This is a genomic window from Flavobacterium sp. LB2P53, from assembly GCF_003970305.1.
Classification (GTDB): Bacteria; Bacteroidota; Bacteroidia; order Flavobacteriales; family Flavobacteriaceae; genus Flavobacterium.
Window position 1 is genome coordinate 123,908 of the sequence record NZ_RYDG01000004.1, and the last position, 13,350, is coordinate 137,257.

The 13,350-nt window shown below is 35.1% G+C and carries 9 protein-coding genes and 2 tRNA genes; 5 read left to right on the plus strand and 6 right to left on the minus strand.

Annotated elements, in window-relative coordinates:
* The first annotated feature begins 78 nt into the window (after window positions 1-78).
* Both EKL95_RS06750 and EKL95_RS06755 read left to right on the plus strand, forming a co-directional pair.
* Window positions 79-354 (plus strand): 4a-hydroxytetrahydrobiopterin dehydratase, encoded by a 276-nt coding sequence (locus EKL95_RS06750; RefSeq protein WP_126563823.1) that lies wholly within the window; start codon window positions 79-81, stop codon window positions 352-354.
* Window positions 355-729: 375 nt separating this feature from the next.
* Window positions 730-1,584, plus strand: coding sequence for a leucine-rich repeat domain-containing protein (locus tag EKL95_RS06755; RefSeq protein ID WP_126461956.1), 855 nt, complete (start codon window positions 730-732; stop codon window positions 1,582-1,584).
* Window positions 1,585-2,350: 766 nt separating this feature from the next.
* On the opposite strand, the gene EKL95_RS06760 is transcribed toward EKL95_RS06755, so the two are convergent.
* Together EKL95_RS06760 and EKL95_RS06765 are read right to left on the minus strand one after the other, a co-directional pair.
* A tRNA-Met gene (locus tag EKL95_RS06760) sits at window positions 2,351-2,423 on the minus strand.
* Window positions 2,424-2,457: 34 nt separating this feature from the next.
* Window positions 2,458-2,530, minus strand: a tRNA-Met gene (locus EKL95_RS06765).
* Window positions 2,531-2,648: 118 nt separating this feature from the next.
* Here EKL95_RS06765 and era point away from each other — a divergent pair.
* Together era and der are read left to right on the plus strand one after the other, a co-directional pair.
* The gene (gene era / locus EKL95_RS06770; RefSeq protein WP_126452863.1) at window positions 2,649-3,530 is read left to right on the plus strand and encodes a GTPase Era; all 882 of its coding nucleotides are present in this window, start codon (window positions 2,649-2,651) and stop codon (window positions 3,528-3,530) included.
* A 272-nt stretch (window positions 3,531-3,802) separates the two neighbouring features.
* Window positions 3,803-5,113, plus strand: coding sequence for a ribosome biogenesis GTPase Der (gene der, locus EKL95_RS06775; protein ID WP_126461959.1), 1,311 nt, complete (start codon window positions 3,803-3,805; stop codon window positions 5,111-5,113).
* A 122-nt stretch (window positions 5,114-5,235) separates the two neighbouring features.
* Here der and EKL95_RS06780 read toward each other — a convergent pair whose 3' ends face one another.
* Together EKL95_RS06780 and EKL95_RS06785 are read right to left on the minus strand one after the other, a co-directional pair.
* Window positions 5,236-5,400, minus strand: a complete 165-nt coding sequence (locus EKL95_RS06780; protein ID WP_233589391.1) for a hypothetical protein — start codon at window positions 5,398-5,400, stop codon at window positions 5,236-5,238.
* 113 nt (window positions 5,401-5,513) lie between these two features.
* Window positions 5,514-6,266, minus strand: a complete 753-nt coding sequence (locus EKL95_RS06785) for a DUF2490 domain-containing protein (RefSeq protein WP_126563824.1) — start codon at window positions 6,264-6,266, stop codon at window positions 5,514-5,516.
* Window positions 6,267-6,893: 627 nt separating this feature from the next.
* Between EKL95_RS06785 and EKL95_RS06790 the strand changes: the two genes are divergently transcribed.
* Window positions 6,894-9,716, plus strand: coding sequence for a T9SS-dependent M36 family metallopeptidase (locus EKL95_RS06790; RefSeq protein ID WP_126563825.1), 2,823 nt, complete (start codon window positions 6,894-6,896; stop codon window positions 9,714-9,716).
* 259 nt (window positions 9,717-9,975) lie between these two features.
* Here the strand turns inward: EKL95_RS06790 and EKL95_RS06795 are convergent, their stop codons facing one another.
* Complete coding sequence (locus EKL95_RS06795) at window positions 9,976-12,519, minus strand: TonB-dependent receptor (RefSeq protein WP_126461968.1); 2,544 nt, start codon at window positions 12,517-12,519, stop codon at window positions 9,976-9,978.
* A 243-nt stretch (window positions 12,520-12,762) separates the two neighbouring features.
* Window positions 12,763-13,176, minus strand: a complete 414-nt coding sequence (locus EKL95_RS06800) for an RrF2 family transcriptional regulator (protein WP_126455363.1) — start codon at window positions 13,174-13,176, stop codon at window positions 12,763-12,765.
* Between the last annotated feature and the right edge of the window lie 174 nt (window positions 13,177-13,350).

The following is a 13,350-nucleotide window of genomic DNA, read 5'->3' on the forward strand; positions in this document are numbered from 1 at the left end:
TCTTCATAATTGTTTTAATCTGAATATTGTTTTACATCAGCAAGTTACAGGCAGATCAACCCATAAATAAATAAAAGTATGAAAACGTACACCGAACAATCCATTCAATCAGAGTTGAAAAAATTGAAAGACTGGCAGTATATTAATAATGGAATTGAGAAAAAGTTTATGTTCCTGGATTTTACTCAAGCCTTAGGTTTTATAGTTCAAGTAGGAATAAAAGCGGAGAAAAAAAATCATCATCCGGAATTATGCAACGTGTATAATAAAGTAACCATTCGGCTGACTACTCATGATGCAGATGGTGTAACGGATAAGGATCTTGATTTGGCAAAAGCCATCGAAGAGCTTTAGGGAATGTAGTTTTATTGTTGTTGTTGTTGTTGTTGTTGTTGTTGTTGTTGTTGTTGTTGTTGTTGTTGTTGTTGTTGTTGTTGAATTTTGGGGCAAATTACTACTCTCATATTTGTGAAATATCCATCCAAAATATACTGCCAGTCAGGTGTTTTGTAATTTATTTTGTCCTGATGAAGCTAAATTTAATTAGAATTGTTCTAAGAAAAAGGAAGTTCAATCATTGACAGAGTAGTTATAGAACGCACTCTAAAAAATATTTTGCTGTAAGACATATCTCTATTTAAAATTATAAAACATGTATTTCATCGGTTTTATTTGCTGATTAACTAGAAACCATCTATTTTAGGAATGTAAAAGACTAAATTTAAAGGGATGAAAAGTGTAACTACTCTGTTTTTAATCATTTTTTTTTCATGTTCAATGTTGGCCGATGTATCTGATCAGGAGAAAGATGCCTTAGTAAAACTGTACCAGTCCACTAGTGGAAGTCAGTGGCATGTCAAGTGGGATTTATCATCACCTGTTACCACTTGGTATGGCATAAAAGTACAAGACGAAAAAGTGATTGCAGTACATCTAGCTGATAATAATTTAGTGGGTGAAATTCCAGCTGAAATTGTTAATCTCGTAGGTCTTCAAGAGTTGGATTTACACAAGAACCAAATATCAGGGTCGATTCCTTTTTTTATTGGAAAATTAAAAGAAATGAAAGTATTGAACCTTTCTTTTAATAAGTTGTCAGGAACAATTCCTTCCTCTATTTGTGAAATGAGTAATTTGAAAGACTTAGAGTTGTATATGAATGCGCTTTCAGGGGAATTGCCCATGCAAATAGGATCCTTGAAACAGTTAGAAATACTATCATTATTTAACAACGAAATTATAGGGGAAATTCCAAATTCTTTATATGATTTAAAAACGTTAAAAATATTGCTCTTAAATAGTAATAAACTTTCGGGAGTATTAAGTAGTGAAGTGGTAAACATGACAGCACTTGAAAATCTTAGTTTATTTGACAACAAAATGAACGGTCAAGTGCCAATAGAATTAGAAAAATTAGAAAATCTTAAAGAAATGAATATTTCATACAATAGATTTAATGGAGTAGTGTCTAAAGATTTAGCAGTTTTAGATGTGTTAAATATGACAATGTTGAATGACAAAGGCGTTGCAGTGCTATTAGAAGTTACGACCAATAGAAACTCAGCTATTGTTTCGGAGGATTAATTTTAAATAAAATAACCGCTTAGTATCTTTTAATAAATTGAATTTAGTTGATTTTGGATAGGTTGATTTTAGTAAACGTAGTTGGTAAAAAACCTGTGTGACTTATCACGCAGGTTTTTTTTAGTTTTAAAATGCTTTACGGATTCGTGTATTAGTTGTCTGTTTTGATCTATTCCTTTTAAATATTTGGGAAGTTTTTTGGATCTCTATTGTTTGAATTTCTTAGTTGTTTTTGGTTATTCTAATGAAAAAACAAATCGGTCAACACCTTTCTTGATGTTTCCATTTCAAAATGAGTTCTCCATTAGTTAGCTTAGACTTATTTCTTTAGTGGATAGGTTTCTTACTCCATGAGGTTCTGTTTTGAAGTTCAAAAAGTAGCATTCCGAAAAATAAATTAAAAACTAAAAAAAGCATATTCTTAAGACAAAAGCCAGTCTGTATTTTCAAATGACCTTTTTTAATTTTCCCCGTGTGTCTTTATCTAACAATTACCTGGCGCTCTTTATCCAGTAATTGTTCCTCGCCTTGTTCTAGTGATTTAAATAAGGAGTTCTCTAAATGCAAATTGACATTTACTTCATACCATCGACCAAGGAATAAAATCTCTTTATAATAGAGCCTTTCGTGCAAGGTCTGATTGCTGTCAATAGAGGAACTTTCCTTGTAGGGCTTGCCATATTTGAGTTAATCTCAGTGTTTGTAGGGGTTGAGGAAGGTAGTAAAAATCAAAAAACCCATCAAAATGTTGATGGGTTTTTCTTAGTAGCGGGAACTGGACTCGAACCAGTGACCTTCGGGTTATGAGCCCGACGAGCTGCCTACTGCTCTATCCCGCGATGTGCGTTTGTAATCTCAATACGATTAACTTAGTAGCGGGAACAGGACTCGAACCTGTGACCTTCGGGTTATGAGCCCGACGAGCTGCCTACTGCTCTATCCCGCGTTGTTTCGAGTGCAAATGTACAACCAAATTTAATAAATTCAAACATAAATTTTAAAAAATGTTTTATTTCGTCTATTGACTTGATATGTCTACCTTTGCACAATAAATTATATTAGAAATGTCACATAAAGCAGGTTTTGTAAACATCATAGGAAATCCAAATGTTGGGAAATCAACATTAATGAATGCCTTTGTTGGAGAACGATTGTCCATAATTACTTCAAAAGCACAAACAACACGCCATAGAATTCTTGGAATTGTAAACGGGGAAGATTTTCAATTGATCTTGTCAGATACGCCAGGAATTATAAAGCCTGCCTATGAAATGCAGGCATCTATGATGAATTTTGTGAAGTCTGCTTTTGAAGATGCTGATATCTTGATTTATATGGTCGAAATTGGAGAGCAGGATTTGAAAGATGAAGCTTTCTTTAATAAAATTATTCACGCCACAATCCCGGTTCTGCTTTTATTGAATAAAATTGATACTTCAAACCAAGTACAGCTAGAAGAGCAAGTTGCTTTTTGGGCAGCGAAAGTTCCAAACGCAGAAATTTTTCCAATATCTGCTTTGCAGAATTTTAATGTGCCGGAAGTTTTTGGACGTATCATTGAGTTATTACCGGAATCACCGGCGTATTACCCGAAAGATCAATTGACAGACAAACCAGAACGTTTCTTTGTGAATGAAACCATCCGGGAGAAAATATTATTGAATTATAGTAAAGAAATTCCATACGCTGTAGAAATTGTTACCGAAGAGTTTTTTGAGGATGAAAACATCATCAGAATCCGTTCTTTGATTATGGTGGAGCGCGAAACTCAAAAAGGAATCATCATCGGACATAAAGGAGCTGCTTTGAAGAAAGTAGGAATGGAAGCTCGTGCCGACTTGGAGAAGTTTTTCGGAAAACAAATCCATATTGAATTGTACGTAAAAGTCAACAAAAACTGGCGTAGCAACGTTAATATGTTGAAACGATTTGGGTATAATCAATAAGTTCAGTGTTCAGTTTATTAGCGCTCAGCTCTAAAAACTTTCCGATAAATAATATTAGAATTCGAAATGCCCTAGCCCAGATGGGAACGGTATCCTTTTATGTTTTTCTTTAAAACATAAAAGATAGAGTGGACAGCTGGAAATAGCTCCTAAAAAGGCATTGAAATTTAGTTTGAAGGCGTGCAGTTAGTGTGCTTTTTTGCTGAATACTCAAAACTAGTCACTACAAACTAAAAAAAGCATACCTTTGCAAAATATTTGAAAATAGGATTATGAATAACATTGTTGCGATAGTAGGAAGACCTAATGTAGGGAAATCAACCCTTTTTAATAGGCTGATACAAAGAAGAGAAGCTATTGTAGATTCTGTTTCGGGAGTGACCCGTGACAGAAACTACGGAAAAAGCGAATGGAACGGAAAAGAGTTTTCTGTAATTGATACCGGCGGATACGTGCGTGGTTCTGATGATGTTTTTGAAGGAGAAATCCGTAAACAAGTCGAACTTGCAATAGATGAGGCTGATGTTATCATTTTTGTGGTAGATGTAGAGGAAGGAATTACTCCAATGGATGATGCCGTTGCACGATTGTTGCGTAAGGTGACAAAACCAGTTTTACTGGCTGTAAACAAGGTAGATAATTCCATGCGTGAGAAAGATGCGATTGAGTTTTACAACCTTGGTTTAGGAGAATATTATACATTTGCCAGTATTTCAGGAAGTGGAACTGGTGATTTATTAGATGCATTAATTGATGCTTTTCCTATAAAACCAGAGCCTACGCAGGAAGAAGTTGTATTGCCTCGTTTTGCAGTGGTTGGACGTCCTAATGCTGGAAAATCAAGTTTTATAAATGCTTTAATTGGTAAAGACAGGTATATTGTTACAGATATTGCGGGAACAACTCGGGATGCAATTGATACAAAATTTGACCGTTTTGGTTTCGAATTTAACTTAGTGGATACTGCGGGTATTCGTCGTAAAGCGAAAGTGAAGGAAGATTTAGAGTTTTACTCAGTAATGCGTTCGGTTCGTGCGATTGAGCATGCGGATATTTGCATTTTGATTATTGATGCCACGCGTGGATTTGAAGGTCAGGATCAAAGTATATTCTGGTTGGCTGAGAAAAACCGTAAAGGAGTTGTAATATTAGTAAACAAATGGGATTTAGTCGAAAAAGAAACGATGTCAACTCGGGATTATGAAGCTAAAATCAGAGAAGAATTGATGCCATTTACGGATGTGCCTATTCTTTTTGTTTCGGCTTTGACCAAACAGCGTTTGTTAAAAGCATTAGAAGCAACCGTCAAAGTATTTGAAAACAGAAAACAGCATATTGCAACTTCAAAATTCAACGAATTTATGTTGAAAGTGATTGAAGCCTACCCGCCACCGGCAACAAAAGGGAAGTATGTAAAAATTAAATACTGCATGCAGTTGCCAACACCAACACCACAATTTGTATTTTTTGCTAATATGCCACAATATGTAAAAGAACCATACAAACGTTATCTGGAAAATAAAATTAGAGAAAACTGGGACTTTTCAGGCGTTCCAATCGATATTTATATTAGAGAAAAATAAAAAAAATCCCGATAAAATCGGGATTTTTTTTGCATAAAATGGATTTGAGCAATTAACGTTTTTCTTCTTCAAAAGTTTCCGTAGGATGGTCACTGTACCAATCTTTGAATGTTTTTGTAGTTTTAATCGTCAGTTAGAACGGTATAAACCATAAATAGGATTAATGGTATACTTACGCAATGTCGGATCATTAAAATTGGCAAAGGAATAGTGGTCTGACATAAACCGGCAAATACAAAAACGTAAATGGTGGTAAACCACACGAGTTTAATTGCGAAATTTTTCATGGCTATATCTTTTAATTAAAGACACATCTTAAATTCTAAATATTTAGTTAATATACTTATAATCAGTACTTAAAATATGATTATTTAGTATTTTTAGTAAAAATATATACGTACTAATAGTTCTTTCGGTTCTTTTTTTGGAGTCTTATTTTATGCAATATACTGAATCGGATAATATTTCTATTGAAATAATCAATTCCGTTGGATCGCTGCTGAAAACTGTTTAAATAGCCCAATTCTAAAGCAATATTCGGATTAAAACCATATTGCAGAGCGATGTAAATTCGGTTTTGGTCAAACGTATTTTTGATGATTTTTTTTCCAAAATTAACCATTACTTCATCAGATAATATTGCTTTGACAAAGTGTTTTTCTTTTTTCCAAAAGGTATAATCCCCTTGAAGTCTATATCTGAACCTCCATGAAAACGAGGTTCCCGGCGATAAAGCAGTCTTGCTAGCGTTATGAATAAAACGTTCTTCTAATTGAAAACGTTGATGGAAAGTTACTTTACCTATGATTTTTTTCCATGTAATGTCCTGTTGCCCTCTATATTCCGGGATTTCAAAATCAAAATTAATTTCAGGAACCTGCGTTTCAACAGAGAAATAAGCAAAACCGACTCCAGTTTCCAGATGATCATTAATTTTATAACGTCCTTGAACACGAATAACATATAAATTTTCAGCAATAGGCTTTACAAAAAGACGATTGTCAAATTCAGAATGCAGAGACCACTTCTCGTTTAACGATAATTGGTTGTAATAGCGTGTCCAAAGAATACTTTGATGATCCACTATTTTGCTGCTTTGTCCTTGGCAGCCCAGTGACACAAATAAAAACAAGATAATTCTAATGGTTTTCACTAAATTTTATTTCAATTAAGGCAAATTTAAACAAAGTCTAGTATTTCTATAGGAGATATTTTATTTTATTTTATGAAATATTTTAAAACTGGTATGCATTCAAAATAAGGTACTAACAATCTGGTTATAATTAAGTGCGTTAATGTTTTTGTAAGTAATTCATCAATACTTTTTTACTTCGTTATAGTGCAGGTAAAACTTATGAAAACTTGGGTGTAGAACCTAGTGGTTTTATGTCATTTGTACTCATTGAGGCCAAGTATATAGCTGTTTAACACTGTTGCATTAGATATGGATAGCATTTTGTAGTCTTCAAAACAGTATAAATCAGTTTGTTTTTAAAAGAAATAAAACGGATAGGTAAGTTTAGCCTTTAGTTTTAATCGCTAGAATTTTGAATAGCCTAAAATTGCCTTTTATAAACGTGTACAAATATGTTTTTGGGATTGCTGAAAAATATTTTTTTCTTTTATTTTAGTGTAATAAATTGCTATTTACCTGATTTTTTACGTTTAAATATAAATTATTAGTTTTTTATTTCAAATTATACGCTAAAATTTATTAAATCAAATTTCATAATTTACATTCGTTTTAGATTTGAATTAAGTAATTAAAAATCTGCTAATTATGAGAAACCTTTACTCTGTTTTTTTGTTTTGTTATTTTTTAACACTGAGCACCATAGGTCATGGTCAAGATAAAAAAGATATTATAAAAAACTATCTGCTTGTGAATTTTGCAAGTTTAAATTTATCTGCTACAGATGCCAATCAATTTACCATAACCAGTTATGGGACGCTTAAAAACTCGGATTATTTAATTGCGTATCTGCAACAAGAGGTAGGAGGGGTTAAAATTGCAAATACAGCAGCCACAGTGCTTTTAAAAAACAATGTGGTTACTAGTTTTAAGCATACTTTTGTGAAAAATATATACGGAAACATCAGTAGTAGCAATGCTAGTTTGACCGCAGCTCAGTCCGCACGAAAGGCGATCAGTGAGTTAGGATTGAGCAATACTGCCGGAGTTAGTGTAGTGAATTATGCTACTAAATCAGATCTTAAGCCTTCGGAGCTAGAGACAAGCAATTTTGAAGCTCCATTAAATTATTTTAAGAATTCTACCGGTACTTTCGTATTGTCCTATGAGATTATTGTTAAAGATCCAGCCTCGCATTGGTGGCAAACAAAGATCAATGCTTCTAATGGGACACTTTTAGAGAAATCCGATTTAATGATCAGTTGTAATTTTGATATACCTGTTGTAACTGATGAGAAACCTGTGAATCAAAGGAGTCACAAGAATCACAGCCATAGCTATGAAAAAGACAATCTTTTTTTTAATTTTAAAAAAGATAGTAAAAATGTTATTGTACTCGATTCGAAATCTAATGCAGCACTTTCTGCTACGGATGGATCTAAATACAATGCTTTTCCTTTGGGTGTTGAGACTCCCAATCATGGCAGCAGGACTATGATTAATAATCCAGCACGTATCGGTACACAAAAAACAGGAAGTGCTGTCCCTTCACCGGAAGGCTGGCATGAATTTGGTGGAAAAATAGAATCCAAGACGGTTGGTAATAACGTCCAGTCCTATGAAGATGGGGGCAAGATTAACGGGCCAGCGACCGAAGATTCTTTTGCTGCGCCCAGCAGTATAGGTACGCTGAGTTTTGACTACCCTTTAGATTTAGGCAAGGCTCCGATAGCCTATCAAAAAGCTGCAATTGTCAATTTATTTGTTTGGAACAACTACATGCATGATGTTTCCTATGCCTATGGTTTTGACGAAACGAATGGGAATTTCCAGGAGGGTGATTACGATCGTTTTGCTGGACCTACCAGCGCAACCATTAATGATTGGGATGGAGATGAAGTACAGGCTGAAGCTCAGGACGGTAGTGGGCTTAATAATGCTAATTTTGGTACTTTGATTGATGGATTTGAGCCAACAATGCAAATGTTTTTATGGGGCGCATCTCCTTTTGGGGAGTTTCTTGATGTCATTCCTCCAAGTGCAACTGAACTTCGGAAATCATATGCTTCCGTGCGCTTTCCATTTGTAGCTATTCCTAGAGAAGGGGATCCTTCTATTGACAGCAGATTAGTTCTTGTAGAAGATGACGGGACTCCATGGGTTTCAACTAACTCCACTCCCCCCGGTACACCAGCGCAGAGTCCTGATCCTAGGGATGGATGTACAGCTTATACAGCTGCTGGTGCGGTTGCAGTTAAAGGTAAAATTGCTGTTATCATCCGTGGTAATTGTCCATTTGTTGATAAAATTACAATAGCGCAGGACAATGGTGCTATTGGTGTCATAATCATTAACAACGCTCCAAACGCTGGTCCAGTAAATGGAGGCGGTGTACCATACAAAACGATTACAATCCCCACAGTAGGTTTGTCTTTTGAGGACGGAAAGATATTACTAGACAAAATGGCAACAGAACCTGTTTTCGGTCGGTTAGTTGACAGAGGTCCTCTTGCTAATTTGATCAATAGAGATGGTGATTTGGATCAAGGAATAATTGCTCATGAATATGGGCATGGAATATCAACACGGTTAGTTGGAGGTCGAAATCGTTTTGATTGTTTATTGAGTCAAGCTTATGAAGAGCAAATGGGAGAAGGTTGGTCTGACTTTTTTGGACTTATAATGACCCAAAAAATAAACGATACCCCCGAACAAAAAAGAGGGATTGGAACCTATGTACAGTTTCAGGGTATCGAAGGGCCTGGTATACGTCCTTCTCCATATTCTACTGATATGTCAATCAATGATTATACTTATGCTGATATTGCGAATCCTGCAATAAGCGTACCTCATGGTGTAGGATTTGTTTGGTCAACTATGATTTGGGATATGTATTGGGCTTTTATCGGTAAGTATGGTTTTGATCCGGATATTTATTATGGTACAGGTGGAAATAATATGGCTATCCAATTAGTAATGGATGGTTTAAAATTAATTACATGTGGTAATGTTGGATTTGTAGAGGGAAGAAATTCAATTATACAGGCTGATGCTGTGCTCTATGGTGGTGCAAATGAATGCTTGATACGTGCGGTATTTGCCCGACGAGGGGTTGGGGCTTTAGCGCAACAAGGAACCTCAGAAAGAAGGAATGATCAGGTGGAAGATTTTACTGTTAACGTTCCTTTAATAGGGGTTTGTGGTAATTTAACCCTTTTGGACAACACAGAAATTTTATTCAGCATTTATCCTAATCCAATGAGTTCTGAGCTGTTTATCAGATCAAATAAAAATGCGGGGAAGGCTGTAGTCTCTATATTTGATATGAACGGAAGACAATTAATAGAGTCTAAAATGGACTTAGGTTTCCAATCTAGGGTAGACACGGGTAATCTGGTTCAAGGGGTTTATATTGTCACTATAAAATTAGAAGATGGTACAAGCTACAGTCAGAAGTTAATTAAAAAATAAGAACCTTCAATGGTTTTTTCAATGAGCCTATGTATATTGAACTGCCCTCAAAAAGTTAGTCGCTTTTTTGGGGCAGTTTTTTTGTATTACAAATGCCGCACAAAAAAAACAGAGTATATGCTGCTTTAGAGGACAAAATAGTTCAACATTAAAGGTTTAAAAATGTAAAAGAATTAATACGGTTCGTTTTATTTGCATATCTAGCACAATCAAAACTCAGTTTTACTGGTGCTGTTATGCTTGTTTATATTTAGTGCTACTATAACGAATAACGAAGTGTAATACCATACGTTCTTTGATCGCCTAATACCCCTGCATATTGTCCTGAATTTCCACCCGCCGGTAATAGTTGTTCGTAGTACTCTTTGTCTAAAAGGTTACGTCCCCAGAATTGTACCGACAAACCATCTGTTGCCCGGAAACCTACACGAGCATTAAATAAGGCATAACCCTGAACGACTAAATATTTTGAAGCTGATGGACTAGAAGAGAATTCAGAACGGGCATAAGAATCGATTCCAAAGAATATTTTTCCTGTATTTCCAAAAAATTTGGCATTATCTGAAAGTTCACCTCCTAAAGATCCTGCCCATTTTGAAGCACCAGGTAAAGCAGTTCCGGAAACATCTTTAAAGGATACTGCTGCTCCTGTTTGTTCTAACGGAAGGGGTGCATTTATAAATTTGACATATTTACCGTCTGTATAGGTCGCTGCTCCATTGATGGTTAAATGTTTGTTGATTACAAAACTGGCGTCTAATTCTACCCCTTTTACCTCTACTTTATCTGCATTGGCAAGATAGCCACGGTTTATACCTAATTCAGCGGCCTGTACATTGGTTTGAAAATCTTTGATATCGGTATTAAAGAAGGTAAAATTGAATATTGAGTTTTTAAACGGTGCTGTTTTTACTCCAATTTCATAATGATTTACTTCTTCCGGTTTAATTACTGCAAGTTCAAGAATTGGTTGCCCGGCAAGAGTAGGTAATCCAGCTACGTTTACTCCAACGGGTTTGTAGCTTTTTGCAAAAGTCGCATACACATTAATCTTGTCAGTAGCTTTAAAAGAAACGGTTATATTTCCAGAAAAATTAATATTATTTGTATTAGATAAAAAAGACTGATCCGTATAAACTAATTTTTTCAAGGCAATTAAGGCTGGATCATTCGTTTGAAGTCCTCCATATGTGATACGGTTGTAAGTAGCGTCTTTTTTGTCAAAATTATAACGTAAACCTGGTAATACATGTAAACGTTCTGTTATTACCCAGTCTAACTGACTAAATACTGCCGCACTGGAAGCTCTAATGCGGGCATCGGTTTTGATCCCATATCCTTCAAATAGGCCAGGTGTCTTCCATAAATTACTGGTAGTACTTTGCGCAAATCGCCATTGTGCATTACCGGATTCTTCTGTACCATCTGTTTGTGATGTTTGGTCAATAAAAAATAAACCTACTACACCGCTTAATTTTGAGGTAAGCTGACCTGCATAGCGTACTTCTTGTGTTATTTGTGTCTGTCTGGTTGGGTTTTGCGATTTGGCTAATACTTGTAATCCTGTAAAATCCCTATCGTTTGATGGATCCCAATTCCAAAAACGCCAAGCTGTTGTTGCCGTAAGTGTCCCATTACCAATTTTTGTATCTATGTTAAGAGATATTCCTCCCATATCTTGTCCTGAACGCCATGGCGTATCGTGATCAATTTTACGATCAAACGCATTTAAACTTGGCAGTTGATAATTCAAATCAGCAATAATAGCATCAAATTGACGGTAAGCCGCTCTTTCTGTTGGTGCGACACCCGCAACTACCTGAGCATATCCATCTGGACGTTGTATTGTTATATCTGCAGCTAATATGATATTTGTTCTTTCAAAAGGAGTATAAAGTAATTGTCCTCTAATTCCTTGATTGTTTAATGTGTTTGTAGGTTTTTCAGTAACAACATTATGGATTAAACCGTCACGTTGCGTACCGGAAAATGAGATTCGACCGGCGATTTTTGAACTCAAAGCTCCAGTAACCGAAGCTTTAGCTTGCAAAAAGTTGTAATTTCCGTAGGTCACTTCAAAGGTAGCATCTGGAATAAAACTTGGTTTACGTGTAGTAATGTTAAAGGCACCCGAAGTGGTGTTTTTACCAAACAAAGATCCTTGTGGACCACGCAATACCTCAATTTGTTCGACATCGATAAAATCTAAAGTGGTTGCAGCTGGACGTGCATAATAAACGCCATCAACGTAGAAACCAACACCCGGATCGATTCCGTCATTTGTAAGTCCAAAAGGAGAACCTAGGCTTCGAATATTAATTCCGGTATTCCTGGGGTTTGATGAATACAATTGAACGGATGGGACAAGTTCTTTTATGCGATTAACGTTAAAAGCTCCAGATTGTTCTGCCTGTTTTCCCGTTATTACGGAGATTGCAATTGGCACATCTTGTACTTTCTCTATCCGGCGTCTTGAAGAAACGACCACCTCGACCAATACATTTTCTTCAGTAAGATTTATTTGTAATGTAGATATCGGTAAGGAAGTAATTTCTATTTCTGCGGTTTTATATCCCACATATTGAACTAAAAGAGTTAAAGGGAATTTTCCTTTCGAGTCAATCGTAAATTTTCCGCTAGAATCTGTAATTGTGTTAGAATCTGTTTCTTTTAGTACAATATTTGCGGCTTCTAATGGTATGTTTAGGTTTGTTGTAATTACACCTTCAATGTTTTGCGCAAATGATATTGAGAACGTTAAAACGGATAGTATTACAAGGGTATTATTTATATAATTTTTCATTTAAAGTAAGTATATGTAATTAGTAGAATTTAATTTAAATTTTTTTTACTAACACATACACATCATTTGAGAGCTCTTTTTTGTAATTATAATTAGTTGATTTTTGCGGGATTTTCTATTCAAAAAAGCAAACTTACTTCGGTACGTTTTCATACTTTTAAATTTGTATTGTTAATGATATATTAAATTCGAGGCAAATATATAATTAATTCTATAAAATTAGTAGAGTTTAAATGATGTTTTTTATTTTTTTACCAATGAAGCAATAGTGATGCCTTCCATAGCCTTTAAAGTTTCTTCTCTAATACTAATCAATCCGTGTCTTAGTAGGCATTCCGATTCATTAACGCAATCAGAACAACGTTCGTAAAAATTCAATGAGGCACAAGGTAGCAGGGCAATTGCACCATCAAAAAGCCTGTGAATATCGGCTAAAGTAATGTCATTTTTAGATTTTAAAAGATAATAACCGCCAAATTTCCCTTGTTTGCTCCCTACGAAATGGCCACGCTTTAAATCCAATAGAATCTGTTCCAAAAACTTTTTTGGAATAGAGGCTGCCTCGGCAATTTCGATAGTTCGAGAAATATGGGTTTCTTCTTGTTGCGCTAAAAACAGCAGTGCTTTTAGCGCATATTTGGCTTTATGTGAAAGCATGTAATGTCATTGATTGATTAATTTGGCTACTAATTTGGATTATTGCTATTCTGTAAATAGGTTTCAAAAAAATGAGCTAAATTATTGGTATTTAAAAAGAAATCTACTTTTTTGGGTTGGGTATTAATCACGGTTGTATTTGTTTAATAAACAAGGTTTTAATGCGGAAACACA